The organism is Streptomyces composti, assembly GCF_012034205.1.
Lineage (GTDB): Bacteria > Actinomycetota > Actinomycetes > Streptomycetales > Streptomycetaceae > Streptomyces > Streptomyces composti.
The window spans coordinates 261,876-287,555 of the sequence record NZ_JAATEM010000002.1 but is presented as its reverse complement, the minus strand read 5'-3'; the positions used below and the strand labels follow the sequence as shown (position 1 = coordinate 287,555).

20 protein-coding genes are annotated in these 25,680 nt (G+C 74.5%); 8 read left to right on the top strand and 12 right to left on the bottom strand.

Annotation, left to right across the window (positions count from 1 at the left end):
- Positions 1-96: 96 nt before the first annotated feature.
- Positions 97-867, top strand: a complete 771-nt coding sequence (locus tag HCJ93_RS02975; protein WP_206316715.1) for an IclR family transcriptional regulator — start codon at positions 97-99, stop codon at positions 865-867.
- An 87-nt stretch (positions 868-954) separates the two neighbouring features.
- Here HCJ93_RS02975 and HCJ93_RS02970 read toward each other — a convergent pair whose 3' ends face one another.
- From HCJ93_RS02970 to HCJ93_RS02950, 5 genes are all read right to left on the bottom strand, one after another.
- Positions 955-5,652 carry a coiled-coil domain-containing protein gene (locus tag HCJ93_RS02970; RefSeq protein ID WP_167990799.1) on the bottom strand — a complete coding sequence of 1,566 codons (4,698 nt, stop codon included), beginning with the start codon at positions 5,650-5,652 and terminating at the stop codon, positions 955-957.
- Between the two features lie 56 nt (positions 5,653-5,708).
- Positions 5,709-6,590 (bottom strand): hypothetical protein, encoded by an 882-nt coding sequence (locus HCJ93_RS02965; RefSeq protein ID WP_167990798.1) that lies wholly within the window; start codon positions 6,588-6,590, stop codon positions 5,709-5,711.
- A 103-nt stretch (positions 6,591-6,693) separates the two neighbouring features.
- Positions 6,694-8,205 carry a hypothetical protein gene (locus HCJ93_RS02960; protein ID WP_167990796.1) on the bottom strand — a complete coding sequence of 504 codons (1,512 nt, stop codon included), beginning with the start codon at positions 8,203-8,205 and terminating at the stop codon, positions 6,694-6,696.
- Between the two features lie 295 nt (positions 8,206-8,500).
- Positions 8,501-9,919, bottom strand: a complete 1,419-nt coding sequence (locus tag HCJ93_RS02955; RefSeq protein WP_167990793.1) for a HEAT repeat domain-containing protein — start codon at positions 9,917-9,919, stop codon at positions 8,501-8,503.
- Positions 9,920-10,245: 326 nt separating this feature from the next.
- Positions 10,246-10,638, bottom strand: a complete 393-nt coding sequence (locus tag HCJ93_RS02950) for an ankyrin repeat domain-containing protein (protein WP_167990792.1) — start codon at positions 10,636-10,638, stop codon at positions 10,246-10,248.
- A gap of 306 nt (positions 10,639-10,944) precedes the next feature.
- Between HCJ93_RS02950 and HCJ93_RS02945 the strand changes: the two genes are divergently transcribed.
- Together HCJ93_RS02945 and HCJ93_RS02940 are read left to right on the top strand one after the other, a co-directional pair.
- On the top strand, positions 10,945-11,139 hold the full coding sequence (locus HCJ93_RS02945) for a hypothetical protein (protein WP_167990790.1): 195 nt from the start codon (positions 10,945-10,947) through the stop codon (positions 11,137-11,139).
- Positions 11,140-11,188: 49 nt separating this feature from the next.
- Positions 11,189-12,928, top strand: a complete 1,740-nt coding sequence (locus HCJ93_RS02940) for a hypothetical protein (protein WP_167990788.1) — start codon at positions 11,189-11,191, stop codon at positions 12,926-12,928.
- A gap of 70 nt (positions 12,929-12,998) precedes the next feature.
- Here the strand turns inward: HCJ93_RS02940 and HCJ93_RS02935 are convergent, their stop codons facing one another.
- Positions 12,999-14,498 (bottom strand): SCO1417 family PLP biosynthesis transcription factor, encoded by a 1,500-nt coding sequence (locus HCJ93_RS02935; protein WP_167990787.1) that lies wholly within the window; start codon positions 14,496-14,498, stop codon positions 12,999-13,001.
- Positions 14,499-14,608: 110 nt separating this feature from the next.
- Here HCJ93_RS02935 and yczE point away from each other — a divergent pair, with 110 nt between their 5' ends.
- The 4 genes from yczE to HCJ93_RS02915 all read left to right on the top strand — a co-directional run bounded on the left by yczE (position 14,609) and on the right by HCJ93_RS02915 (position 18,109).
- The gene (yczE, locus tag HCJ93_RS02930; RefSeq protein ID WP_167990785.1) at positions 14,609-15,274 is read left to right on the top strand and encodes a membrane protein YczE; all 666 of its coding nucleotides are present in this window, start codon (positions 14,609-14,611) and stop codon (positions 15,272-15,274) included.
- Positions 15,271-16,047 carry a glycerophosphodiester phosphodiesterase family protein gene (locus HCJ93_RS02925; RefSeq protein ID WP_167990784.1) on the top strand — a complete coding sequence of 259 codons (777 nt, stop codon included), beginning with the start codon at positions 15,271-15,273 and terminating at the stop codon, positions 16,045-16,047. The genes yczE and HCJ93_RS02925 overlap by 4 nt, the downstream gene beginning before the upstream one ends.
- Before the next feature lie 53 nt (positions 16,048-16,100).
- Positions 16,101-17,456 carry an MFS transporter gene (locus HCJ93_RS02920; RefSeq protein ID WP_167990782.1) on the top strand — a complete coding sequence of 452 codons (1,356 nt, stop codon included), beginning with the start codon at positions 16,101-16,103 and terminating at the stop codon, positions 17,454-17,456.
- 278 nt (positions 17,457-17,734) lie between these two features.
- Positions 17,735-18,109, top strand: coding sequence for an RNA polymerase-binding protein RbpA (locus HCJ93_RS02915; protein ID WP_125496038.1), 375 nt, complete (start codon positions 17,735-17,737; stop codon positions 18,107-18,109).
- 311 nt (positions 18,110-18,420) lie between these two features.
- Here HCJ93_RS02915 and fxsA read toward each other — a convergent pair whose 3' ends face one another.
- The 4 genes from fxsA to HCJ93_RS02895 all read right to left on the bottom strand — a co-directional run bounded on the left by fxsA (position 18,421) and on the right by HCJ93_RS02895 (position 22,549).
- On the bottom strand, positions 18,421-19,002 hold the full coding sequence (fxsA, locus tag HCJ93_RS02910) for an FxsA family membrane protein (protein WP_167990780.1): 582 nt from the start codon (positions 19,000-19,002) through the stop codon (positions 18,421-18,423).
- Between the two features lie 63 nt (positions 19,003-19,065).
- Positions 19,066-19,878 carry a polyprenol monophosphomannose synthase gene (locus HCJ93_RS02905; RefSeq protein ID WP_167990778.1) on the bottom strand — a complete coding sequence of 271 codons (813 nt, stop codon included), beginning with the start codon at positions 19,876-19,878 and terminating at the stop codon, positions 19,066-19,068.
- A 508-nt stretch (positions 19,879-20,386) separates the two neighbouring features.
- A complete protein-coding gene (locus tag HCJ93_RS02900; protein ID WP_167990777.1) occupies positions 20,387-21,991 on the bottom strand; it encodes an amidohydrolase in 1,605 nt (534 codons plus the stop codon).
- 117 nt (positions 21,992-22,108) lie between these two features.
- Positions 22,109-22,549, bottom strand: coding sequence for an Lrp/AsnC family transcriptional regulator (locus HCJ93_RS02895; protein WP_167990775.1), 441 nt, complete (start codon positions 22,547-22,549; stop codon positions 22,109-22,111).
- A 213-nt stretch (positions 22,550-22,762) separates the two neighbouring features.
- Between HCJ93_RS02895 and HCJ93_RS02890 the strand changes: the two genes are divergently transcribed.
- Positions 22,763-23,194 (top strand): hypothetical protein, encoded by a 432-nt coding sequence (locus HCJ93_RS02890; RefSeq protein ID WP_167990774.1) that lies wholly within the window; start codon positions 22,763-22,765, stop codon positions 23,192-23,194.
- A gap of 444 nt (positions 23,195-23,638) precedes the next feature.
- Here HCJ93_RS02890 and HCJ93_RS02880 read toward each other — a convergent pair whose 3' ends face one another.
- A complete protein-coding gene (locus HCJ93_RS02880) occupies positions 23,639-24,811 on the bottom strand; it encodes an acyl-CoA dehydrogenase family protein (RefSeq protein ID WP_167990771.1) in 1,173 nt (390 codons plus the stop codon).
- 628 nt (positions 24,812-25,439) lie between these two features.
- Positions 25,440-25,580 carry an SCO1431 family membrane protein gene (locus tag HCJ93_RS02875; RefSeq protein ID WP_167990770.1) on the bottom strand — a complete coding sequence of 47 codons (141 nt, stop codon included), beginning with the start codon at positions 25,578-25,580 and terminating at the stop codon, positions 25,440-25,442.
- Between the last annotated feature and the right edge of the window lie 100 nt (positions 25,581-25,680).

The following is a 25,680-nucleotide window of genomic DNA, read 5'->3' as shown; positions in this document are numbered from 1 at the left end:
ATGCGTGATGCGCAACAGAACCGGCAGGGCGAGGTCGCGTCAGGCGGTTCCCGGAGACGAGGCCAGGACCGGCCCGGCGGGTGGTGAGGGCGAGCCATGCAGGCCAAGGGTGCGGCGAGCGCCGTGCAGTCGGTGGACCGCGCGGTCAGCGTGCTGGAGATCCTGGCCCGGCGCGGCGAGGCGGGCGTCACCGAGATCGCGGACGAGCTGGGCGTGCACAAGTCCACGGCCTTCCGGCTGCTGGGAGTCCTGGAGAACCGGGGCCTGGTGGCCCAGTCCAAGGATCGCGGCAAGTACTACCTGGGCGCGGGGGTGCTGCGCCTCGCCGGAGCGGCGGCCCTGCGGCTGGACATCTCCCAGGAGGGCGTTCCGGTCTGCCGGGAGCTGGCCGACGAGCTGGGTGAGACGGTGAACCTCGCGGTGCTCGACGGCGACGCGGCGGTCAACATCATGCAGGCCCGTGGCACGGCGGCGGTCACCGCGCAGGACTGGCTGGGACGCCGCACTCCGCTGCACGCCACGGCCAGCGGGAAGGTGCTGCTGGCTCACCTGCCGCCGGCCCTGCGGGAGGAGCAGCTCGCCCGCCCGCTCGAGCGGTTCACGGAGCGCACGATCACCCGGGCGGCGGTGCTGCAGGGCGAGCTGGACGAGGCCCTGCGGCGCGGCTACGGCTCCACGCTGGAGGAGCTCGAGCTGGGGCTGGCGGCCGTGGCTGCGCCGGTCCGCTCGCACGACGGGGAGGTCATCGCGGCGATCAGCGTCTCGGGGCCGGTGTACCGGCTGAGCGCGGCACGCCTGCCCGAGCTGGGCGGGCGCGCCGCGGAGGCAGCGGCCGAGCTGTCCCGCCGCATGGGGTACGGCTTCTGACGGACCTGACGGCACGTCAGAAGCCTGCGGAGGCGAGAGCCGTACGGCGCCCGTCCCACCGTCCTGGCATGCCGGGCGCCCGCGTGCCTACCCCTGCGGTCCGGCCGGTGCCGGGCGCTTGAACATCCGGGTGGCCGTGATCTCGCTGTGCACGGCCTCCCCCGCCTGCGGCTGCTGGGGCAGGCCCGGCCGCAGATGCTCCTCCACGCTGATGTACTTCAGCCCGGCCCGCAGGTCGGCGTCGTTGCGCAGCCGGATGACGAGGGGGAACTCCGCGAGCGCGGTGGTGTCGAACAGGCCCGTCGTGTACAGCAGCTGCACGCCGAGGGCGTCCGCGACGGCCCGCTGGAGCTCCAGCAGATAGGTCGCGTTGGCCCGTCCGATGGGGTTGTCGAGGAACAGCGTCCCGGCATGCCGGTGCCGGTCGCGTCCGCGGTCGTTGGAGCGCAGCGCCGCCATGGTGCAGTACAGGGCGATCGCCGCGGTGAGGAGCTGGCCGCCGGAGAACACGTCGCCCATCTGGCCGACGGGGACGCGTTCGGCTCGCAGGACGGCGTCCGGCTTGAGGATCTCGACGGCGACGCCCTTCGGCTGGAGGGCGGCGGCGACTCCGCGCAGCAGCAGGGACATGCCGTCGCGCCGCAGATCGGAGTTCTTCTTCACGGCGGCGCGGGTCGCCTCGTCGATGACTTCGCCGAGGCGTTCGGTGAGGGTGGCCTGGTCGGGCTCCTCGAAGCGGATGCGCAGGAACTCCTGCCCGGACCACTCGCCGAGCCCCTCGGGCAGGCGGGACAGGCGCTGGGCGGAGCGCAGCGTCGCCAGGGCGGACTCGACGAGGCCGCGGAGCCGGTCCACGATCGAGTCGCGGTTGCGTTCCAGCTGCTCCAGCTCGTCGGTGAGCACCCTGAGCCGGGGCGCGAAGGCCTCCGCCCAGCGGCGGGCGTGCTCGGGCAGCGCGGAGGCGGGCAGCTCGCGGATCTGCTGCCGGGCGGGGGTGCGGACCTGCTCGTAGCGGGTGGAGTTGGCGTGCCGGACCAGCACGTCGCAGGCCTCCCGTACCGCGGACTCGGCGGCCGACAGGTCGGCGGCGCAGCCGCGCAGCGAGCGCCGGGCCTCGGCGGCGGCCTGCCGGGCGTCCTCCAGGCTGCCCGGGTACGGTTCGGGCTCGTCCTGCTCCTCCTCGGCGGCGTTGTCGCGCAGCAGGTCGCGGAGCAGGGCGGCGATCTCGTCGAAGGCACCGGCCGCGTCCTCGGCGGCCCGGTGGGCCCCGAGGAGTTCGGCGTGCGTCTCGCGGGCCTGCTGCAGGGCCTCGGTGCGGGAGGCGAGTTCGGCGGTGGCGGTGCGCAGCAGGGCCTGGGCGTGCTCGGCGTCGCTCGGGACCAGCTCCTGAGGCAGCTCGGTGTGGGCCTCCCCCTCCTCGGGGGCGAGCCGCTCGGCCTCGCCGCGCAGCCGGCCGAGCTGCTCACTGGCGCTGGAGGCACGGGACTCCAGGAGCTGCACCAGTTCCTCGGCCCGGGCGGCGGCGGCCTGCCGGCTGGGGCCGTCGGCGCCGTCGGGCGATGCGAGGAGCTGCTCGGCGCGGGTGCGGACCTTGTTGCTGAGCCGGTCGAGCTCGGCGCGGGCCGCGCTCTCGTCGCTCTCCGCGCGGGCCTGCTCGGCGCGCAGGTCGGCGCCGACACCGACCTTCTCGTAGACCTGGGAGGCCGCCCGGTAGGCCTCGCGCAGCGCGGGCAGCGACGCCTGGGGGGCCGGCGCGGCGCCGGCACCGTCCTCGGGCACGTCGTCGGGGGCGCCGGCGATCTCGGAACGCTCGGCGCGCAGCGCCCGCGCGGTGCGGCGGGCGTCGTCGGCGGCCCGCTGGGCGGCTCGGCGGTCCTCGTCCGCGGCGCGGGCACGTTCCAGGCACTCCTGGGCGCGGGCTTCGGCCTCGGCGGCCTCGTCGGCCAGTTCGCGCACCCGGGCCTGCCAGCCGGCGCGTTCGCGCAGCCGGAAGGCGAGCCCGGCGAGGGCGTCGGCGGCGCGCCGGGCCTTCTGCGCGGCCTCCTGCCGTTCGTCGCGGACGCGGGCCGCCTCGGCGGCGGCCTCCTCGGCCTCCGCGCGGAGGGTGCGTGCCTCGGCCAGCTCGGCCTCGGCCTCCTCGGCGAAGACGCGGGCGTCGTGGGCGGCGCGGGCCAGCTCGGCGAGCCGTCCCGCGGGGCAGCCGGTGCGCCAGGAGGCGAGCCGCGCGGCCAGTTCCCGGTCCTTGCCGAGCCGGGCGGCGAGCGTGCGGATCTCCTCGTCGCGCTCGGCGGCACGGGCGCGCAGCGCCTGGCGTTCCTCGTCGGCGGCGTGCTCGTCGTGCATGGCCGGGTTCGGCGGGACGAGGAACACCTCGCCGCTGCCGGTGTCCGCCGCGGGGGCGGGCGCGAGCAGCGCCGCGGCGGTGCCCACGGCGACGGCGGAGCGGGGCAGCAGCGCGGCGTCGCTGAGCGCCTCACGGGCGCGGGCGTGGGAGTCCGGGTCGGTGATGATGACGCCGTCGACCAGTTCGGGCCGGGCGGCCAGCACCCGGGCGTGGTCGGCGGGGTCGACGGCCTGGGCGAGGTAGCGCCAGCCGGGCAGGGCGGGGATGCCGTGCTCGCCGAGGAACTCGACCGTGGCGAGCACGTCCGGTCCGGGCGGCAGCAGACCTCCGTCACCGAGGGCGCCGAGGATCCGGGCGTCGTCGGCGGCGGCGGTGCGCAGGTCGAACAGCTGCCGTTCGGCGGAGGAGACGGCGTCGTCGAGGAGTTCGCGCAGCTCGTCGGCGAACCGGTCGAGGTCCTCGGCGCTGAGCGGCCCGTTCCCCGGACCGGCCGGGGCGGTTCTGCCGGCTCCGGGGGCGGCCGCGGGCGGGGTGGCGGTGCCGTCGGCCGTCTCGGGCGAGTCGCTGCGCTGTCCCGGTACCCCGGGGCGGGGCGCACCGGGCAGGTTGAGCAGCTCCGCCAGGCGTTCCTCCTCGGCCAGCGCCTGGGCGGTGCGGTACTCGGCCTCGTAGGCGCGGCGGGCCGCGGTGGCGGCGTCGGCGGCGCGGGCGGCGGTGAGTTCTGCCCTGGTCTCGGCGGCGGAGGCCTCGCGGGCCTGCTCGGCGGTGCGGCGGGCGGCCTCCCGGGCGGCGTCCCAGGCGGCGACGGTGGTCTTCTCGGCGTCGCTGGCGGCGAGCGCGGCGCGGGCCGGGTCGGCGTCCGGGGCGCTGTCGTCCAGCCAGCCCGCGCGGACGGCCTCGGCGGTCTCCTGCTCCACCTCGGCGAGCCGCTGCCGCAGATGCCCGATCTCGCTGCGGGCCCGCTGGGCCTCGGTGGCGGCGGCCGTGGAGTCGCGGTAGGCGGCGTCGCTGACCTCCTGGAGGGCGGCGGAGCGCTCCTCCTGCTCGTTGGCGAGGTGCTCCGCGTTCTGCGCGGCGGCGTGCAGGGCGCGCACCAGGTCGGTGGCGGCCCTGGCCCGGGCGGCCAGTGCGGGCGCCGCGTCCCGTTCCGCCTCCTGGATGGCGGCGCTGACCCTGGCCACCCGGTCGGCGGCGGCGCGGTGGCGCAGCACGGCCTCGGCGGCCTGCCAGGCCGCGTACAGCGTGCGGGCGTCGGCGAGTTCCCGCTTCTGCGCGGCGGCGGCCTTCTCGGCGGCGGCCAGGGCCAGGGAGGCGTGCCGGTAGGCGAGTTCGGCGGCGATCCGGGCGCTGCGTTCCCGGCCGGCCTCGGCGTGCGTCACCGCGTGGGCGGCGGCGGTGACGCGCTGGGCGAGGTCGGCGGCGCGGAGGCGTTCCCGGGCGCCGCGGGCGGAGAGCCGGCGGGCCAGAGTGCGGGTGCGGCGCTCGGCGCCGGCGTGGATCTCCCGGGCGCGCTGCCGCGCGTCGGCTGCCTCGACGATCCGGCCGAGCAGGTCCACCGACCCTGCGGTGAAGTCGCGTTCGGCGATCAGCTCGGCGCGCCGGCCCAGCTTGTGGCCGAAGCCGCTGACCAGGTCGGCCAGTCCGTCGGTGTCGCGGGTGTCGGTGACCGCGCGCAGCAGCAGGTCGGTGAAGTCGGAGTCCTTCTTGACCGCGAAGAGCCCGGCCGCCTCGCCCTCGTCGGCGTTCATCTCCCGCTGGTAGCGGAAGAGTTCGGGGTCGAGGCCGAGGTCGCCGAGGTGCTCGGTCCAGCGTTCGTGGATCTCCTCCCAGTGCACCTCCAGATGCGGGTAGGTGCGGCCGGCCTCGACGAGGGCGTCCCGGAAGCCCTTCATGGTGCGCCGCCTGCCGCGCGCCCCGGACTGGCCCTCGGCGGGCGGGCGTACCGCGGTCGACTCGGCGACCGGCAGGTTGTCCAGGTTGAGTCCGGGTCCCGGCCGGAAGGAGTACCAGGCCTCGGCGAACTTGCGCGGGTCGTTGGAGATCTGCCGCCCCCGCCATTCGCTGACCTTGCCGACGACGACGCACTCGCCGGTCTGCACGTGCTGCCACTCCAGGGCGACATGGCCGCAGTCGTCGGCGAGCAGGAACTTGCGCAGCACTCCGGAGCTGGCGCCGCCGAGGGTGTTGCGGTGGCCCGGCAGCATCACCGAGAAGATCAGCTTGAGCAGGACGGACTTGCCGCCCCCGTTCTCCAGGAAGAGGACGCCGGCGGGCGCGGGGCGGCGCGGCGGGCCGACGGGCTCCTCCTCGAAGAACTCCGCCTGGGTCGGCGCGGGGTCGGGCACCGGGTCGCCCACACCGCGCAGGTCAAGCACGGTGTCGGCGTAGCGCGCACCGGCGGGTCCGATGGAGTAGAGGCGGACCCGGGACAGCTCGTACATGGCGGACTCTCGTGAGGCTTCGTGAGACGGGGGTGTTCGGCGGGCGGTGGGAAGGGTCAGGTCGAGTGGAACGGCAGGCCGGCGTCGGCGACCAGGTCCAGGTCGTCCCCGTCCTCGGGCGGGAGCAGGGTCGGTGTGCCGTCGGTGACCGGTACGACGCCCAGCTCCAGCAGCTCGGCCATGGCGGCGCTGCCGGCCATGTCCCGTACCTGGAGCTGGTAGCGGGCGGTGGTGCGGTAGGTGCCGCCGTTGTCGTCGCCGGTGCGCTGCAGGAAGCCGGAGTCGGTGAGAAAGCCGACGGCCTTGGCGACGATGCCGGTGGTGGAGCCGGCGAGCCTGCGGGCGTCCTTGGTGGCGCCGGTGGCGCTGCGTCTGGCCCAGACCCGCCAGGCGGCCTCGAGTCCGGGGGCGTCGCTGACCGGGTCGGTGTTCTCGCCCTGCTCGGCCGCGCGTTCCTCGAGCCGGCGGCAGGCCTGGCGGACGAAGGCGTCGACGCCGTTGACGGTGACCCGGCCGATGTAGCCGTCGTCGGCGAGGTCCTCGGGACGCGGGAAGGCCATGGCGGCGACGGCGAGATGGGCCAGTCCGTGCAGGAAGCGGTCGGCGCCGTCGGCGGAGGTGCGCCGTGCGTAGTCGCCCATGCGAACGGCGAACACCGAGTCCTCGGCGGCGGTGACGGCCATGCCGGCGCGCGGCGACACCTCGAGCACGATCAGCCCGAGCCCGGTGGCCACGGCGTCCGCGATCCGGGCGAAGGAGGGGTCCTCCCGGTAGCGGCGCAGCAGGTCCGCGTACTCCTGGTCGCGGGCGGGCTGCAGCTTGGGCTGGAGCCCGAAGGCGACGAGCCGCGCGGCGTCGGCGGCGTCGGCGGGCGTGACGGAACCGCTTCCCGGCGCTGCGGGAGCGTCTTCCTCGCTCCAGTCGGCCTGCTCGTTCACGACGGCAACTCCTCGAACTCTGCTACGGCGGCGGGGCCGCCCCTCTCGGCCGGCACGGCGGGTCCGGCTCCGGTGCTCCGGCGGCGGCCGGTGTCGGGCGGCGTCACGCGGCCTCCGGTCCGGTCGCGTCCAGCAGGGCGGTCCCCACGATCAGGTCGGCGCCGCCGAACTCCGGGTCGTCCAGCTCGGTGCCGTCGTCGACGGCGAACAGCAGCCTGCGCTCGCCCTGGCGGACGGCCGTGCCCACCGGAGGGCTGGCCGCGTGCACGGCCAGCAGCGCCACCAGGTAGGGCAGTTCGGGGTCCTGGCGGCGGGCCTGCGCCAGCAGTCCCGAGAGCCGGCGCGGGGCGTCCGCCGGGAGGTCCAGCAGTTCGGTGGCCGCGGCCAGCTGCTCCTCGCTGAAGCGGCTGTCGTCGGGCGTGGCGATCAGGTCCGGCTCGGGCATCTCGGCGCCGAGGTGCTCCCGCTCCACGGGCGGGGTGAGCAGTATGTCGACGAGGTCGGCGACCCGCACCGACACCGGCGTGCGCAGTCCGGTGCCGTGTGTGAAGAAGGCGTCGGTGACCCGGACGGCCTGCTCCACCGGCAGCGGCAAGGAGGGCGCGAGCAGCTGGCCGTACAGGTCGGTGCCGGATGCCGCGGCGGGCGCGGCGAAGGCCTGCCGGTCCTGCTCGGCGCGGAACAGCGGGCCGGCCTCCAGCAGCCTGGACTGCAGCTGCGTATGGCGCCGGATGCAGTCCTTGACGATGTCCACCAGCTCTGCGGCGCGGCGCTTGTGCTCCGGGTCCTCGGACTCGTCGCGGGCCTTGCGGATGTTGGTGAGGATCGCGTTCTCGTGGCGGTACCGGTCGGCGACGTGATCCAGCGCCTCGGCGATCATGTCGGGGACGGCGTTGAGCCAGTCGACGGCCCGTACGTTGCGCCGGGTCGCCTCCAGGGCGCGGCGCAGCGACTCGGAGTACTGCACGGTGCGGTAGCGGGCCTGTTCGGCGGCGAGCTGGGCGTCGGCGAGCCGGCCGCGGCTGATCAGCACCTCCAGCTTGACCTCGGCGGCGATCTGGGCGCTGGTGACATCGGTGTCCAGCGCGCCGACGAGGACGTTGACGGCCTCGTCGGTGGTGCGCAGATAGACCGCGCCGCCGGGGCCGGGGACCTCCTCGATCAGCTTGAAGTCGTAGTCCCGCCGGACATAGGTGCCGTCGGGTCCGAAGACGCCGTAGACGGCGCGGAAGCCGCGGTCGACGCTGCCGACGTTGATGAGGTTCTCCAGGACCCAGCGGGCCACCCGCTCGTGCTCGGCGGCGGGGCGCTGCGGGGCCTGGGCGGCGATGCGCGGGATCAGCCGGGCGACGATCTGGTCGTGGTCGGCGCCCGTGTCGAAGTCCATGTTCAGGGTGACCAGATCGATGGCCGCGAGGGCGATCTCCGCCATGCCGTACACCGAGTACTCGCCGGCCAGATTGGCCTTGCGGGCGTCCAGGTCGTGCAGCGGCGCGGTGCAGGCGAGCGCGCGCAGCCGCCGCGCCAGTCCCTCGTCGGCGGCCGGGCCCGGTGCCGGGCGCGGCCCCGCGCTGAGCTGGGGCGGAACGCTGTCCGTCGTTGCAGGCGAAGTCACGGTGCACAGACTAGGTCCTCGGTCTGACAACATCCCAAACGACCCAGAAGCACCCCGGCTGACGGACCGTACCGCCGTCCCGCCGGCCGGGGGCGCCGCGTCCGCCCATCCCGCCGCCGCCCGGCGCCCCTGCCGCCTCGCCGAACAGGCCCGGTGCCCCGTGGACTTCACACCCGACGTCCCGAGCCGCACGAAGGCGGCCCCGCCGCGCCCTGCCCCCTGTTCCGTGGGGAGGCAAGACCGGCGGGGCCGCCCCGATCGTTCAGCGGTGCCGCTCGTCGTGCGGCGACGGGGTTCACACGGCCGTGCCCTCCTGGCCGATGCGGCTGCGGACCGCTGTCTGGACCTCGGCCTCCTCGGCCGGGTCGGCGGCGAGGCGGCGCAGGCGGTCGACGACGCGGGTGTCGCCGGTCTCGGCGTGGCGGGCGGCGAGTTCGCGGGTGGACTCCTCGCAGTCCCAGAGGCATTCGACGGCGAAGCCCCGGCCGAAGGAGGGGTCGGTGGCGGCGAGGGCGCGGGCGGCGCGGCCGCGCAGGTGCGAGGAGGCGGTCTCGCGGTAGATGTGGCGCAGGACGGGGGCGGCGCAGCCGATGCCCAGGCGTCCGGCGCCGTCGACGAGGGTCCACAGGGTGGGTGCGTCGGGTCCGTCGCCGCGCACCGCCTCGCGGAGGGCGGCGAGGACCAGGTCACGGTCCCGGACTCCGCCCCGGCAGGCGAGCACGCGGCCGGCGGCGGCGCCCAGCTGGTCGGGCCGGCGGGCCCAGGCGCGTGCCCGGTCCACTGCGGCGAGACTGTGCATACGTTCGAACGAGGCGACGGCGGCCTCCACCACGGGCGCGGCGCCGGTGGCCACCGCCTGCTCGATCAGGTCGAGCACCTCGGGGTCGTTGGTGTCGGCGAGGTAGCGCAGGGCGGTGCAGCGGGCTCCCTCGGTGCCGTCCTGGGCGGCCCGGACGATCTCGGGCCGGTCCTCGGGGCCCGCGACGGCGGTGAGACAGCGGGCGGCCGGGACGTGGAGCGCGGCGCCGCGTTCGACGCCCTGCTGGGCCCATTCCAGAACGGCCTGCACGCTCCATCCCGGCCGGGGCCCGGCCGGACGCATCTGCCGCTGCCATCGGTCGAAGCAGCCGGCCTCGTGCGCGGCCCGGACGCGGGCGGCGACGGCGGGGCGGGGATCGTCGGCCCACAGCCGCCAGGGCCTGGGTTCGAAGGAGTCCCGCACGGTCGCGGCGAGCTCCGCGTCGCCCTCGGGGCCCTCGGGGAACCGGGCCAGCACGGGCTCGGCCAGGGCGCGCAGGCCCTCGTCGTCGTCGCGCAGCGCCAGCTCGTCCAGGGCCCAGGTCCAGTTGGTGCCGCGGGCGGCGTACCCGCGCAGCAGTTCCAGGGCCTCCCGCCTGCCGTAGGACGCCAGATGGCCGAGGACGGCGAGGGCGAGTCCGGTGCGTGACTCGTCGGTGTCGAGCACGTCCTCGGGGCCGAAGAGATGGGCCTCGATCGCGTCCAGTTCGCCGTGCAGATCGAGGTAGAGGCGGGCGTAGTAGAGGGAGCGGTTCTCCACCTGCCAGTCGTGGCGCGGGTCGCGCAGCACACAGTGGTTCAGTGCCGCGAGCGCCTCGGAGCGCGGGGCGGTGAGCGCGTGCAGCGTGCCGTCGCCGCGGCCCCGCTGGAGCAGGCCGAGCAGCGTACCGCTGGGCGCTATGACCGGATCGAACATGGGAAACAGCCTCACATCAAGCGTCGACGCAACCGGGGGTGTGCATTACCTGGCCGCGTGACAACACGTCGGGGCGCCCGCCGTTTCCTGCTTGCTGTAGACCATCTTCCTCTGCCTCTCGTCGGTGGCCCTTGCGGACCGCATCACGGCCCGCGCGGTGCGGCAAGAGCTGCCCAGCCATCACGTCCGTGAACCACGTCGTCATGATGACCCGGCGGTCACATCCACCGCGACCGATATTTCGGCGGCCCTGTACCGCCTCCCCCGTTTTCGATGTCTTCACTGGTCAGAGCGCCCGGCGGGCGCTCCTCGCTCGGGTGTCCGGCTCAGCGCTCGCCGAACAGATTCAGCAGTTCGGTCCGGCCGAACATGCGCGCGGTGTCGACGGCCGAGGGCGTCCCCGTGTTCGGATCGGCGCCGCCGTCGAGGAGCGCCTTGGTCACCTCGGTGTCGCCCTTGAAGGCCGCCCCCGCGAGGGGGGTCTGGCCGCGGTCGTTGACCCGGTCGGCGTCGGCGCCGCGCTCCAGGAGCGCGCGTACGGTGCCGGCGTGCCCGTGGTAGGCGGCGAGCATCACCAGCGAGTCGCCGCGGTCGTTGGTGAGGTCGGCCGGGACGCCCGCGTCGACGTAGGCCACGAGCTCCTCGGTCCGGCCCCTGCGGGCCAGATCGAAGATCTTGGTCGCAAGCTCCACGACCTCGGGGTCGGGGGCTTCAGTCATCGGCCGGACCGCCTCTCACTTGCTTCGGGGACTGCGGGGACGAGCCGTACGCCTGCGAGCGGTGCAGCGCCGTACGGGTGAATCGCCAGGGTACTGGCTCGTGCGGCACATGAGCCGCGACGCCCGAGGTAAAGATCACGGCGGAGCGGACCGGACGCAACCACCCAGGGCGAAGGGGCGACACGCCCTCTGAGCCACGTGAGCGAAAAGCGACCAAATGCACCCAGTTGCACCTTTTATCGTATAGACACATCCTGTGAGCCTGGAAGTACTCAGGGTGACTGTCCCCGAACCAGGAGAACTCACATGTTCATCTCGATCTCATGCGTGGTGCTGCTCGGCATCGTCGTCTTCATCTTCTTCCGCAAGGACGGACTGAAGCTGTCGCACGCGCTGGTCGCCATGCTGTTCGGCTTCTACCTGGCCAGCACGGCCATCGCCCCCAGCATCAAGGCCGGTGGCGAGAGCCTGGCCAGTCTCCTGGGCGGGCTCAGGTTCTGAGCCGCCGCCCCACCCCCCGCCCGCTCGTACGCACCCTCTGGAGGCATCAGTGGCCCGGCGCCCCCTCCCCCGCATCCTCAGCCACGGCGGCGCACAGCTCGCCCGGAGCCGGGAGCTGGCCCGGACGGCGGCCGACAGCGCCACGGACGTCCTCCATCCGCTCATCACGATCACGCGCGGACTGCGCCGGCTGGCCTCGGCCGGCCGGCGCAGATGGGCGGAGACCCCCAAGGACCGGCGAGGCCCGCTGCTCTTCCTGGCGGCCTCGGTGGTCCTGGTCGTGGCGCTGATGCCGTACGGCCCGCTGCTCGCCGTCGTCACCGTGATGGCGACGGCGGCCTGGCAGGGCCGGGACCGCAGGCCCAAGGCCCCGCAGGGGCCGGACCCGTCCCGCAGCCGGCGCCTGAAGTCGCTCTACGAGGCGCTGGTGCCGTACTTCTCCACCCCGGACGACCCCGAGCCGCTCTACAGCCACGGCGGTGCGTGGGAGAAGGCGTTCCCGGAGTACGAGTTCGACGGCGGCGGCCGGATCACCCACCTGGTGATCAGCTACCCCGCCTACTTCCCCGACGGCGAGCCGGAGTCCCGCGCCCGGATCGAGCATCTGCTCGCCGCCAAGTCGGGGCGCGACCGCGAGTACCACTTCGCCTGGGACGAGGAGGGCAACCTCCTCACCCTGCGCGCCCTCGCGCCCCTGCCGGCCGACATCGCCGCCCAGCGTTTCGTCACGTCCCCCGGCGAGACCGTGCTGGGCTTCACCGACCCGATCCGGGTGCAGCGCACCCTGCCGCTCTCCTACGGCGAGGAGCGGCGCGACGTGCCGCCGGTCGTGTGGCGCACCGGCATCCGCTCCACCGCCCCGCACCTGCTGGCGCTGGGCCAGCCGGGCAGCGGCACCTCCACCCTGCTGCGCTCCATCGCGCTGCAGGCCCTCCAGCACGGGGACGTCATGATCGTCGACGGGGGCGGCACCGGCGAGTACGCCTGCCTGACCGGCCGGGACGGCGTGCTGGCCGTCGAGTGCGGCCCGGCCGGGGCGGCGGAGAGCCTGAAGTGGGCCGCGCAGGAGACCGAGCGCCGGCTGATCGCCGTCAACCGGGCGCACCAGGCGGGCGACCCGCCGCCGGAGGACACCCGGCGTCCGCTGTGGATCCTCCTCGACCGCCCGACCGTCTTCACGCACCTCGCCGCCGAGGACGGCCGCCCCGATCCCCAGGCGCTGCTGCACATGCCGCTGCGGCACGGGCGTCCGGCGAACGTCACGGTCGTGGTGGCCGACCAGCTGGACAGCCTGGAGACCCTCAGCGACGCGGTGCGGCAGCACACCCGGGCGCGGGTCGTCCTCGGCCCGGCCACCGCCGAGCAGCTGGAGTCCGTCCTCGGCGCCCCGCCGCCCAGCACGCCGGTCGACCAGATCCCGGCCGGACGCGGCTACGCCCGCCTCGGCACCGGCCCGGTCCACCGGCTCCAGGTCCCGGCCACGCCCAACCCCTACGACGACGCCACCAGCGAGGCCCTGCGCCAGGCCGTCCTGGAGCTGCTCCCGCCGCGCTCGACCCCGGCGGACGAGGAGGCGCGGCAGGACGCGCCCGCCCAGGAGGCGGCCACCCCGGCCTCACCGGTCCGCCTGGAGAAGGTCCCCTCGGACCGGACCCCCGACCGCGACGCACACGGCCGGACCACCCCGGCTCACGACGACGAGGACAAGCTCCCCGCCGAGGCCATGGCGGCCTCCCCCGCCCCCCAGCAGCCGCAGCACCGGGAAGCGGCAGTCGCCGAGTCCTCCTGATCCCGGCTGATCCCGGCAGAAGCGGCCGGCGGGACCCTCCCCCGAGGTCCCGCCGGCCGCTTCCCCGTCCTCACGCCACGAACGTCCGCGGCGGCTCCGCCCCCGACGTGCCGCCGGTCTCCACCATGCGGGCCGCTGCGGCGAGGCGGGAGGCGGCCTCCTCGGCGACGGCGCCGCCCACGGTGAAGGGCAGGCGGACGTAGCCCTCGAAGGCGCCGTCGACGCCGAAGCGGGGGCCCGAGGGGACGCGGACGCCGACGCGTTCGCCCGCCTCGGCGAGGCGGGAGCCGGAGAGGCCGCCGGTGCGGACCCAGAGGGTCAGTCCGCCCCTGGGCACCTCGAACTCCCAGTTCGGCAGCTCCCGCCGCACGGCGGCCACCAGCGCGTCCCGGTTCTCGCGGGCCTGGGTGCGGCGCACCTCGACGGCCTGCTCCCAGCCGCCGGTGCCGAACAGCCAGTGCACCGCGAGCTGCTCGAGCACCGGTGTGCCGAGGTCGGCGTAGGCGCGGGCGGCGACCAAACTGCGGATCACGTCGGGGGCGGCCCGCACCCAGCCGATGCGCATGCCGGCCCAGAAGGCCTTGCTGGCCGAGCCGACGGTGATCACGGTGGAGCCGGCCGGGTCGAAGGCGCAGACGGGGCGGGGCATCTCCACGTCCTCGTCGAGCCACAGCTCGCTCATCGTCTCGTCGGCGACCAGCACCGTCCCCGCCGAGCGGGCCGCGTCCACCAGGCGGCGCCGCTGGTCCTCGCCGGCGAGCGCCCCGGTCGGGTTGTGGAAGTCGGCGACGACGTAGGCGATCCGGGGCGCGGCCTCCCGCAGCACCTGCCGCCAGCGGTCCATGTCCCAGCCCGCGAGGCCCTCGGCCATGGCGACCGGGACGAGCCGGGCGCCCGCCTCCCGCATCAGCTGGAGGATGTTGGCGTACGAGGGCGACTCCACCGCGATGCGCTCGCCCCGGCCGCCGAAGAGGTGGCAGATGGCGTCGATGGCGCCCATCGCCCCGGTGGTCACCATGATCTGCTCGGGCATGGTCGGGATGCCGCGCGCCGTGTAGCGCTCGGCGATCATCGAGCGGAGCGCGGGCAGCCCGGCGGGATAGTCGCCGTGGGTGTGCGCGTAGGGCGGGAGCTGCTCCAGGGCGCCCTGCACGGCCCGGGTCAGCCAGGGCTCGGGCGCGGGCAGGGCCGCGCAGCCGAGGTCGATCAGCGAGCCGAGCGCCTCCGGGGGCAGCGGCTCCAGGCCCCGCGCGGGCACCGGGTTGCCGGCCGGCACGGCGGTCCAGCTGCCCGCGCCGCGCCGGGACTCCAGGAATCCCTCGCCGCGCAGCGCCTCGTAGGCGGCGGCGACGGTGGTGCGGCTGACGGACAGGGCGAGGGCCAGTTCGCGCTCGGCGGGCAGCCGGGCGGCGACCGGGACCCGGCCCTCGAGCACCAGCAGACGGATGCCGTCGGCCAGGGCCCGGTAGGCGGGCGGGCGCCGGGTGCCGGGCCCGGCGGGACGCTCCTGCTGGGACTTGAGCTGCCGGGCGAGCTGGGCAGCCCCCACCGCCGAGGTCCACTGCGCCATGAGAATCAGTCCACCTTCCCCGGATTGGCCATGGCTGGCTTCTCCGTCCAAGCCACAGGGTGGCATGCATCGGTCCACTTCCACCACCTTCCACCCCTGGGGGCATCCACGTGTCCGGTCACTCATCCCTGCCCCGGCAGCTGCCACGGCGGCTGTTCCAGCTGTACGCGGGCCTGGCGCTGTACGGGGCGAGCTCGGCGCTGCTGGTCGGATCGGGGCTGGGCCTGGAGCCGTGGAACGTGCTGCATCAGGGCCTGTCCGAGCGCACCGGGGTGTCGATGGGCCTGGTGCTGACCGCGGTGGGAGCGGCGGTGCTGCTGCTGTGGATCCCGCTGCGTCAGCGGCCCGGCCTGGGCACCGTCTCCAACGTGCTGGTGATCGGCGCGGCGATGGACGCCACGCTCGTGGTGGTGCCGGACGCGGACGGCCTGCCCGCGCGGGTGGCGTTCATGGTGGCGGGCGTGGTGCTGAACGGCGCGGCCACCGGCCTGTACATCGCGGCCCGCTTCGGCCCGGGTCCGCGGGACGGGCTGATGACCGGGCTGCACCAGCGCACGGGGCTGTCCGTCCGCCTGGTCCGCACGGTCATCGAGATCAGCGTGGTGGCGACCGGCTTCGTGCTCGGCGGCACCGTCGGTGTCGGCACGCTGCTGTACGCGCTGGCGATCGGCCCGCTGGCCCAGGTGTTCCTGCGCCTGTTCGCCGTGCCCGCGGGCCCGGAGGGCAGCACGGTGGTTGCCGCCGGGCGGCCGCTGCGAGCGATACTGCGTCGGTGACCTCGCCGATACGCCCGCCGCGCCACCCCTACCTCGACCATCCGGCCCCGATCGCCTTCGCCCACCGCGGCGGGCCGGCGGACGGCCTGGAGAACACCGTGCGGCAGTTCCGCCGGGCCGTGGCGGCGGGCTACCGGTACATCGAGACCGATGTGCACGCCACCCGCGACGGGCGGCTGGTCGCCTTCCACGACGAGACGCTGGACCGGGTGACCGACGGCGCGGGCCGGATCGCCGACCTGCCCTGGCGGGACGTGGCACAGGCGCGGGTGGCGGGCGCCGAGCCGGTGCCGCTCTTCGAGGAGCTGCTGGAGACCTTCCCCGAGGTGCGCTGGAACGTCGATGTGAAGGCGGAGCCCGCCCTGCTGCCGCTGCTCGAGCTGCTGGAGCGCACCGGCGCCTGGGACCGGATCTGTCTGGGCTCGTTCTCCGAGGCCCGCGTGGTGCGCGCCCAGCGGCTGGCCGGGCCGCGCCTTGCGACCTCGTTCGGCACCCGGGGCGTGCTGAGGCTGCGGCTGCGCTCGTGGGGCCTGCCCGCGCCGGTGCGCCGCTCGGCGGTGGCCGCCCAGGTGCCCGAGGAGCAGTCGGGCGTGACGGTGGTGGACCGGCGGTTCGTGAACACCGCGCACGCGCTCGGGCTGCAGGTGCACGTGTGGACGGTCAACGAGGCGGAGCGGATGCACCGGCTCCTGGACCTGGGCGTGGATGGCATCATGACCGATCACATCGAGACACTGCGCAAGGTCATGGAGGACCGCGGCATCTGGGTCTGAGGCCCGGTCCCCGGCACCTCGCAGCGCGTTCACGGGGAAAGCGAGGGGCACGGGTGGGCATCAGGACCGTGCGGTCACCGGCGCCGGACGAGGCGGCCGGGCGGCGCCGCGAGCAGCGCGGCTGGTACTTCTACGACTGGGCCTGCTCCGTGTACTCCACGAGCGTCCTCACCGTCTTCCTGGGCCCCTACCTGACCTCGGTCGCGGAGGCGGCGGCGGACGCGGACGGGTTCGTCCACCCGCTGGGCATCCCGGTGCGTGCGGGGAGCTTCTTCGCCTACTGCGTGTCGCTGTCGGTGATCCTTGCGGTCCTGGTGATGCCGCTGGCGGGCGCCGCCGCCGACCGCACCGGACGGAAGAAGCCGCTGCTGGCGGCCGCCGCCTACACCGGGGCCGGGGCCACGGCAGGGATGTTCTTCCTCGACGGTGAGCGCTATCTGCTCGGCGGGGGGCTCCTGGTGGTGGCGAACGCCGCGCAGTCCGTGGCGATGATGCTCTACAACGCGTACCTGCCGCAGATCGCCGCGCCCGAGGAGCGCGACGCGGTCTCCTCCCGCGGCTGGGCCTTCGGCTATGCGGCCGGCGCCCTGGTGCTCGTGGCCGATCTCGCCCTCTACACACAGCACGACGCCTTCGGGGTCTCCGAGGGTGCTGCCGTCCGGATCTGCCTGGCGTCGGCCGGTCTGTGGTGGGGGGCCTTCACCCTGGTGCCGCTGCGCCGGCTGCGCGACCGCCGCGCCGGAGCGGGGGAAGGGCGGGAGGCGGCGCTGCCCGGGTTCCGGCAGCTGGCCGCAACGCTCCGCGACATGCGGCGCCATCCGCTGACCCTGGCGTTCCTGCTGGCGTATCTCGTCTACAACGACGGCGTCCAGACGGTGATCTCCCAGGCCTCGGTCTACGGCTCCCGGGAGCTGGGGCTCGGCCAGGGCACGCTGATCGCCGCGGTGCTGCTGGTGCAGGTCCTGGCGGTGGCGGGCGCGCTGGCGCTGGGCCGGTTGGCCCAGCGCTACGGCGCGAAGCGGACCGTGCTCGGCTCGCTGGTGGCCTGGACGCTGACCCTGGCGGCCGGCTGGTTCCTCCCGGCCGGCGCACCGGGGTGGTTCTTCGTGCTGGCCGCCGGGATCGGCCTGGTGCTGGGCGGCACCCAGGCGCTGTCCCGTTCGCTGTTCTCCCACATGGTCCCGCCGGGCAAGGAGGCCGAGTACTTCTCGGCGTACGAGATCAGCGACCGCGGCATGAGCTGGCTGGGGCCGCTGCTGTTCGGGCTCACCTACCAGCTCACCGGCAGCTACCGGGACGCCATCGTCTCGCTGGTGGCGTTCTTCGTGCTGGGCTTCGTGCTGCTGGCGCGGGTCCCGGTGCGGCGTGCGATCGGCGAGGCGGGGAACCCGGTTCCCGTGCGGATTTAGCTCTCGAGGCGAAAGGGCTGTAGTGTACGCGTTTGGCCTGCCAGGCGTACCGTTACTGCGCGTCAAAGATGCCGAACCGCTGGGTCACATCTGCCCACAGAGGTGACAAACCGGACGTCGGGGGGTACTGCACTGGTTGACAAGGCTGCGGCTACGACGGCGACGCATGACCCGGAACGGGACTCGGGACGGGAATCTTTACCGCCGCCCGGACGTTGACCGGATGACGACGACAGCGACACCTGTCCTGTGGGCGACAAGCCCGGGAGGCACGATTCATGAGTGAGCGAGCTCTTCGCGGCACGCGCCTCGTGGTGACCAGCTACGAGACGGACCGCGGCATCGACCTGGCTCCGCGCCAGGCCGTGGAGTACGCATGCGAGAAGGGGCACCGCTTCGAGATGCCCTTCTCGGTCGAGGCGGAGATTCCGCCGGAGTGGGAGTGCAAGGTCTGCGGTGGCCAGGCACTTCTGGTGGACGGCGACGGCCCCGAGGAGAAGAAAGCCAAGCCCGCGCGTACGCACTGGGACATGCTGATGGAGCGGCGCACCCGAGAGGAGCTCGAAGAGGTCCTCGAGGAGCGTCTGGCCGTGCTGCGCTCCGGCGCGATGAACATCGCTGTTCATCCCCGGGACAGCCGGAAGTCGGCGTGACCCCTGCGGGGGCTTGGGCGTAGTACCCAGCGCACAGCGGTGACAGGACCGCGGGCGCGATACGGATCATCCGGTATCGCGCCCGCGGTCCTGTGCTGTGCGGTCCCCCGGCACCCCAGCACGGTGGCGACCCGCGCCTCAGCGCCGTGCGGTACCCGGCGCCTCAGCGCTGTGCGGTGCTCGGCGCCTCAGCGCTGTGCGGTACCCGGCGCCTCAGCGCTGTGCGGTGCTCGGCGCCTCAGCGCTGTGCGGTACCCGGCGCCTCAGCGCTGTGCGGTGCTCGGCGCCTCAGCGCTGCGGGTGGTCGCTCCTCAGCGGGACAGGGGCGGCCGGGGATCCTGCGGCTTGTCCGTGTCCGGTTCGTCGCGGATGACCTCGCCCTGCACCACCTTGCCGTCCGGCTGGTGGATACGAACCTGCCGGAAGACGTCCCCGAAGCCGCCCTGCGCCGCCTCGCGCAGCTTGCGCTCGAAGGTGCGCTCGGCGTAGCCGCTGACGGCCTTCTGCACCGGCGGAACGAGCAGCAGCAGGCCCAGCGCGTCCGAGACCAGGCCGGGGACGATCAGCAGCAGACCGCCGAGCATCGTCAGCCCGTTGCCCTCGCTGCCTGCCCGGCTGCCCGGGCTGCCGGGAACGACGCCGCCCTGCTGCTGTTGCAGGGTCTCGCTCAGGCTCCTGAACGCCCGCCGTCCGGCCCGCTTGATCACGACCGAGCCGAGGACCACGCCCGCCACGAGCAGCAGGAAGACCATCAGCCCGCTGGACGCCCCGGCGACCAGGGTGAGCAGCCAGATCTCCAGCACCAGCCACGCGGCCACGCCCAGCGGCAGCCAGGTGCGCAGCCGGGAGCGGCGGGGCCGGGCGGGATACGGGGTCCGAGCGCCAGTCGTCATGACTCCAGTGTGCCTGGGCCCGGCTCAGTGCGGGATAAGCGGGTCGGGCCGGTCACGCGGTGGTCAGCGGCCGCCGCGGGGCTTCCTCCCCGTGCCCCGTCCGAGCAGCTTGCCCGTCCGCTCCGACACACCCCACGCGGTGACCCGCCACAGGGCCTCGACGAGGATGTCGCGGCTCATCTTGGAGTCGCCGAGCTCCCGCTCCACGAAGGTGATGGGCACCTCGACCACGTGGTAGCCGGCCTTGACCGCGCGGCGGGCGAGGTCGACCTGGAAGCAGTAGCCCTGGGAGGCCACGTCGTCCAGTCCGAGGCCCTCCAGGGTCTCCCGGCGGAAGGCGCGGAAGCCTCCGGTGATGTCGCGCAGCGGCAGACCCAGCGCCAGGCGCGAGTAGAGGCTGCCGCCGCGCGAGATGAACTCACGGGACTTCGGCCAGTTGACCACGCGCCCGCCGGGCACCCAGCGGGAGCCGAGGACCAGGTCGGCGCCCTTGAGCGCGGTCAGCAGCCGGGGCAGCTCCTCGGGCTGGTGGGAGCCGTCGGCGTCCATCTCGACGAGCACGCCGTAGCCGTGCTCCATGCCCCAGCGGAAGCCGGCGAGATAGGCGGCGCCGAGGCCCTCCTTGCCCTTGCGGTGCAGCACCTGGACCTGCTCGTCCTCGGCGGCCAGTTCGTCGGCGAGCTTGCCGGTGCCGTCGGGGCTGTTGTCGTCGGCGACCAGGACGTGCGCCTCCGGGACGGCCTCGCGCACCCGGCCGACGATCGCCTTGATGTTCTCCGCCTCGTTGTAGGTCGGGATGATCACCAAGGTCGTGCCGAGCGGGCCGAACCGCCTCCCCTGGGTCTCCGACTCCGGGGTCCCGTCGCCGTCGTTCACTGCTGCCCCTTCATGTTCCGTCCGCAGGGTCCCCACCTTAGTGGCCGCGGCCTGCACCGACGTGACGGGACGTTCGAAGCGGCCAGTGATGCCGGTTACGGGTGCGGCGGCGGATGGAGGCCCGGCGCCCTTCGGGCCGGCCCGGGACCCGCCGGCTGCGGGTCGACCTGAAGCCGTTGTCTACTGAGCGCACGGGCCCCACCCGGGTCGCACCTCCCCGGCGGCCGGAACGTTCCCCTCGTCGCCGCGCCGACGCTGAGCCTGGCTCCCAGTGACGGTGCTCCGGTGCGGCACACCGTCCCTGACCCAGCGGCGCTGCCGAGTGGCGGAAGTTCCCCGGTCGGGGCGTCCGATGGTGGACCCGGCCGAACCTACCGGCCCCGATCCGCCGCCTGTCAACAGTCGTTTGACCTGCACAATGTGGTTCGAATGCCTGGTCAGCGCGGAGGATCCGCAGGTCGCGCGACGGCGGCGCGGCGCATGATCGTCACCGCGCCGCACCGGTAGATCACTCGCCCGGCCGTACGTACACGGTGCGCCCGCCGACCACCGTGCGCAGGCAGACCGGCAGGTCACGGCCGGGGGTCAGGTCGGGCAGTCCGGGGGTGCCGGAGCGGGGGTCGGTGGACCAGCGGGCCACCCGGTCGTCGGGGGCCTGGACGACCAGCTCCCCGGTGCGCCACACGGCGTAGTCGGCGGGCGCGCCGGGCACCAGGACGCCCGCGTCGTCACGGCCGATCGCCCGCCAGCCGCCGCGGGTGTGCGCGGTGAACGCGGCGCGCACCGAGACCCGGTGCTCCGGGGTGCGGTGGAAGGCGGCGGCACGCACGGCGCCCCACGGGTCGAGCGGGGTGACCGGACTGTCCGAGCCGAGGGCGAGCGGCACGCCGGCCCGCAGCAGGGCCGCGAAGGGGTTGAGGGTGCGGGCCCGCTCGGGGCCGAGCCGGCGGGCGTACATGCCGTCCTCGCCGCCCCAGAGGGCGTCGAAGGCGGGCTGCACGGAGGCGGTGAGGCCGAGTTCGGCGAGGGCGGCGATGGTCTCCTCGGTGAGCATCTCGGCGTGCTCGATCCGGTGCCGGGCGGCCCGGATCCGACTGAGGCCGAGCTTGTCGGCGGCGGCGCGCACGCCCTCGACCACGGTGCTGACCGCGGCGTCGCCGATGGCGTGGAAGCCCGCCTGGAGACCCGCCTCGGTGCACTCCACGACATGGGCGGCGACGGCGGCGGCGTCCAGATGCGCGGTGCCGGTGTGGCCTGCGTCGGCGTACGGCTCGTGCAGGCAGGCCGTGTGCGAGCCGAGGGCGCCGTCGGCGAACAGGTCGCCCGCGGCGCCGATCGCGCCCAGTTCACGGGCCTTGGCGGCGTCCCGCTCGGCCCAGTAGCCGACGACGCGGGGGCCGTCCTCCCCGGCGGCCAGGCGCAGCAGGCCGGTGAAGTCGTCCTCGGAGGAGATCTCCGGGCCGCCGCACTCGTGCACGGTGCCGATGCCGAGCGAGGCGGCCCGGGCCAGGGCGGCGCGCTGGGCCTCGGTGCGCTGGGCGGGCGTGACGGCGGCGAGCGCGGCGGCGCGCACGGCGTGATGGTCGTCGCCGGTGAGCGGCCGGTCCTCGCGGGTCACCGCACCGCCGACGAGGTCGAGAAGCGCGGTGGTGACGACCGCGGAGTGCACGTCGATGCGGCTGAGGTAGAGGGGCCGGCCACCGGTGGCCCGGTCCAGTTCCGCCCGCGTGGGCGGCCGTCCGCCGGGCCAGCGGGCGGCGTCCCAGCCGTGCCCGAGCAGCACCCGGTCGTGCGGGCGGGCGGCGGCGAACTCCTGTACGCGGGCGAGCGCGTCCTCGAGACTCACCGCCCCGGACAGGTCCAGCCCGGTGAGCGCGAGTCCGGTCGCGGTGGTGTGCACATGCGCGTCGGTGAACGCCGGGGTGACCAGCGCCCCGTCGAGATCGATCACCTCGTCGGCCCCGTCCGCGAAGGCGTCGGCGGCCCCTTCGGAGCCGACCCAGGCGACCTGTCCCCGCTCCACGACCATCGCGGTGGCGAAGGGGTCGGCGGGGCTGTGGATCTCTCCCCGGCGGAGCAGGACGGTGCGGGCGGGGGCGGTGCGTTCACTCATGCCGCACAGTCTCGCGCGTCGCCCGCTCCCCCCGGCAACCAGGTCGTGCCTTCCGGCAGGTCGTGCGGGCGCCTCGGGCCGGTCCGGACCGCGCCCCGGCCGGTCCGGGCCCGCCTGTCAGATGCGCGGCGGGCGCGCCTCGTACGGCGTGGAGAGGACCACGGTCGTGCGGGTCGAGACGCCCGCCAGGGAGCGGACCCGGGCGAGGAGTTCCTCGAGCTCGTGCGGGGTGGCGACCCGGACCTTGAGGATGTAGTTCTCGTCGCCCGCGACGCTGTGGCAGGCCTCGATCTCGGGCACTCCGGCGAGGCGGTCCGCGATGTCGTCGGGGGCGCTGGGGTCGAAGGGTTTGACCGAGATGAACGCCGTCATGGGCAGTCCGACGGCCTCCGCGTCGACGACCGCGGTATAGCCGCGGATGACGCCACGCTGCTCCAGCCTGCGCACCCGCTGGTGCACGGCCGACGTGGACAGGCCCGTGGCCTTGCCCAGGTCTGTGTAGCTCATCCGCCCGTCCTTGACGAGCAGCTGCACGATCTGTCGGTCCAGCTCCTCCATGGCGCTAGAACCTACAGTGCGCCTGATCTCCTCGGGTACCTGAGCAGGCCGGGCCGCACCCGGTTCGTGATCTGCCAACGGCATGTGACGAACGCCACAAGCCTCGAACGGCTTCCGTGATGTTCTCGTGATTACCCCGGATTCGCGGCGGGAAGTGCTTGCTGTGGTCGAGGCCGCAGTGCCTGAACGGCCCAGCCCGAGGGGGAGAACCCAATGCAGAGTGTCAAGCGCCCTGGTCGTAGCGTGCCCAAGCGGCGGCAGCAGGTCGTCGAGCCCGAGCCGGAGGGCGTCGAACCCGACGCCCTGGCCGAGGAGGACACGTACGACACCTTCGAGATGTACCGGGTGATCTGCCCGGACTGCGCGCAGCCCATCGCCCTGCTGGCGGACGAGGAGGTCCTGCCGGAGCACGCGCTGTGCGCCTCTCCGTGGAACCCGTTCGGCCTGACGGTGTGCCCCGGCACCGGCCGGAGCGCCGCCGAGGCCCGGCCGGCGGACGAGACCGTCACACCCCAGGAGCAGGACACGGGTCTGCTGTTGACGCTCCCTCAGGGACTCGACTGGCGGACCCAGCCGTTCTCGCACGTGGGCGGCCCGGGCTCGCGCCCCATCCGGGTTCCCGTGATGCGGCGCCACGCCGCCTGAGCGCACGTACCGGGGGGCGGCGCCCGCGCCGCCCCCGCTTCGCCGCCGGCTCACCGCGGGCCCGCCGATGACCCGGCTCGTCACCGGCAGCCCTGCGGCCGGCGGCTCGCCACCGGCACCCGGTCGCGCCTCGTCACCGGCAGCTCCCCGGTCGTCGTCCGGTCGCGGACGTCCGGCGAACGCACGCCCTATTCCGCGGGCGGTGACCTGTCCGGTGGCTCCCGCGTTGCCCAGGTATGACGACCCACACGTACGCGACGACCGGGCGTCAACGCCGTGTCTTCGTACCGCCGTCGGCCTTCCCGCCGGCCCCGCCGCAGCTGCCGGACCCGCCCATCTACCGGGACATGATGCGCACCTGGGCGGACCGCGGACGCACCCTGCCGGGGCGCCACGACCCGGAGTGGTCCCGGCTCGCGGCGCCCTGGCGGGGGCTGAGTCAGTTCAGCGTCCCTCAGGTCCCGCGAGATGACGAGCGATGACCATGCGCTGGATCTGATTGGTGCCCTCGACGATCTGCAGCACCTTGGCCTCGCGCATGAAGCGCTCGACCGGGAAGTCCGCCGTGTAGCCGTATCCGCCGAGGATCTGGACGGCGTCGGTGGTGACCCGCATCGCCGTGTCGGTGCAGTGCAGCTTGGCCATGGCCGCCTGCTTGGAGAACGGCCGGCCGGCGTCGCGCAGCCGGGCCGCCGACAGGTACAGGGCGCGGCCCGCCTCGATCTGCGTGGCCATGTCGGCCAGCATGAACCGCAGGCCCTGGAAGTCGGCGATGGGCTTGCCGAACTGGCGCCGCTCCCCGGCGTAGCGCAGCGCCTCGTCGAGCGCGGCCTGGGCCAGGCCGATGGCGCAGGCCGCGATGCCGAGCCGGCCCCCGTCCAGGGCGGCCAGGGCGATGGAGAAGCCCTGGCCCTCCTCGCCGATCCGCCGGTCGTCGGAGACGCGGACGCCGTCGAGGTGGATCTGCGCGGTGGGCGAGCCCTTCATGCCCATCTTCTTCTCGGGCGCGGCGGCGCTCAGCCCCTCCGCGTCACCGGGCACCAGGAACGCGGTGACCCCGCGCGGGCCCTCTTCTCCGGTGCGGGCCATGACCGTGTAGAAGTCGGCGATGCCGCCGTGGGTGATCCACGCCTTGGTGCCGTTGATGACCCAGTCGTCGCCGTCGCGCACCGCGCGGGTGCGCAGCGAGGCCGCGTCGGAGCCGGACGCCGGTTCGGAGAGGCAGTAGCCGCCGAGGAGGCCGCCGCCGAGCATCGCGGGCAGGTGCTCGGTCCGCTGCTCCTTGGTGCCGTGGGCGGCGAGCGCGTAGGAGGCGAGGGTGTGCACGCTGACGCCGAGTCCCACGGTCAGCCGCGCCATGGAGAGCTCTTCGAGCACCTGGAGGTAGACCTCGTAGGGCTGGTCGCCGCCGCCGTACTCGGAGTCGTAGGGCAGGCCCAGCAGCCCCGACTCGGAGAGCAGGGAGAACAGCTCGCGGGGGAAGTGCCCGGCGTCCTCCTCCTCGGCGGCCTTCGGGGCGATCTCACGCTGTGCGATGTCACGCACGAGCGAGATCAGGTCCCGGGCCTCGTCCGTGGGCAGTTGCCGGTCCACCGGCTGCGGGGCGCGGTCGGGCATGGCGACGCTCTCCTCCCATTTTCGGGCACGGGCGGCCGGGCCCTGTGGTGAGGGCGCGTCCGCCTGGTCGTTCTGACGCCTCGGCCGCGGCCGTCCCTCCGGGTCTCGAAGGGCCTGACCAGCGGCTGTGCGCTGTGAGTATGCCGGATGGGCCACCGCAAGTCACTGGTTAACGACCGCTCACTCAAGGATACCCTTCGGTGGCCTTCGCGCCTTCCTTCGTACCTGCTCTCCAGGCCCGCCGCGCGGCGGGACGGACGCGGGCCGCCGGGCGGCGGGACGGACGCGGGCCGCCGGGCCGCGGACCCGAGCGGAGGAGAGGGCCGGCGGCGGCTCGCAGGACGGGGCGGGTCGTCGACCCGGCGGGCGGGCAGGGTGGCGCCCGGGCCGACGGGAACGGCCGGGTGGCGGCGATGACGGTGCGGTGAGCGGCCCGCGGAGCGGTGCGCACGCGGGCAGCGCGGCGCACCCGCTCGGCGCGGGAGAGTCCGGGCCCGCCGACGGCGGGCGATGCCGCTTCGTGAAGCTCGTGAAGAGGAGCAGGGCGCCGCAGGAGGCGTCGCCGGACAGCCTCGGCTCGGGTGGTGAAGCGGGCGAAGCGGCGCCGGGGGGAGGTGCCCCGGACGGGTCAGAGCAGCCCGAGCTGGGTCACCAGCATCGCGATGACCACGACGAGGGTCCAGCCCGCGACGTGCTCGAGGATCTTCGGGCCGTCTTCCTGGGGCCCGCCGGTGCGGACGCGGGGCGCGGTGGCTGCGGTCGCGGTCATGGCTGCTCGCTGCTGCTCTCGGTGGTGCGGTCGTCCGCCCCGGACGACAGGGGCCGGGGCGGTGTCCACCTTGCCACCGAGAGCGGCATGTGCGGCCGAG

Excerpts from the sequence above, each read along its gene's own strand:
- HCJ93_RS02945 (WP_167990790.1), top strand. The coding sequence starts at position 10,945 with ATGTTCATCTCGATCTCATGCGTGGTGCTGCTCGGCATCGTCGTCTTC.
- HCJ93_RS02900 (WP_167990777.1), bottom strand. The coding sequence starts at position 21,991 with ATGAGTGAACGCACCGCCCCCGCCCGCACCGTCCTGCTCCGCCGGGGA.
- HCJ93_RS02895 (WP_167990775.1), bottom strand. The coding sequence starts at position 22,549 with ATGGAGGAGCTGGACCGACAGATCGTGCAGCTGCTCGTCAAGGACGGG.
- HCJ93_RS02915 (WP_125496038.1), top strand. The coding sequence starts at position 17,735 with ATGAGTGAGCGAGCTCTTCGCGGCACGCGCCTCGTGGTGACCAGCTAC.
- HCJ93_RS02975 (WP_206316715.1), top strand. The coding sequence starts at position 97 with ATGCAGGCCAAGGGTGCGGCGAGCGCCGTGCAGTCGGTGGACCGCGCG.
- HCJ93_RS02880 (WP_167990771.1), bottom strand. The coding sequence starts at position 24,811 with ATGCCCGACCGCGCCCCGCAGCCGGTGGACCGGCAACTGCCCACGGAC.
- HCJ93_RS02890 (WP_167990774.1), top strand. The coding sequence starts at position 22,763 with ATGCAGAGTGTCAAGCGCCCTGGTCGTAGCGTGCCCAAGCGGCGGCAG.
- HCJ93_RS02935 (WP_167990787.1), bottom strand. The coding sequence starts at position 14,498 with ATGGCGCAGTGGACCTCGGCGGTGGGGGCTGCCCAGCTCGCCCGGCAG.
- HCJ93_RS02970 (WP_167990799.1), bottom strand. The coding sequence starts at position 5,652 with ATGTACGAGCTGTCCCGGGTCCGCCTCTACTCCATCGGACCCGCCGGT.
- HCJ93_RS02950 (WP_167990792.1), bottom strand. The coding sequence starts at position 10,638 with ATGACTGAAGCCCCCGACCCCGAGGTCGTGGAGCTTGCGACCAAGATC.
- HCJ93_RS02955 (WP_167990793.1), bottom strand. The coding sequence starts at position 9,919 with ATGTTCGATCCGGTCATAGCGCCCAGCGGTACGCTGCTCGGCCTGCTC.
- HCJ93_RS02875 (WP_167990770.1), bottom strand. The coding sequence starts at position 25,580 with ATGACCGCGACCGCAGCCACCGCGCCCCGCGTCCGCACCGGCGGGCCC.
- fxsA (WP_167990780.1), bottom strand. The coding sequence starts at position 19,002 with ATGACGACTGGCGCTCGGACCCCGTATCCCGCCCGGCCCCGCCGCTCC.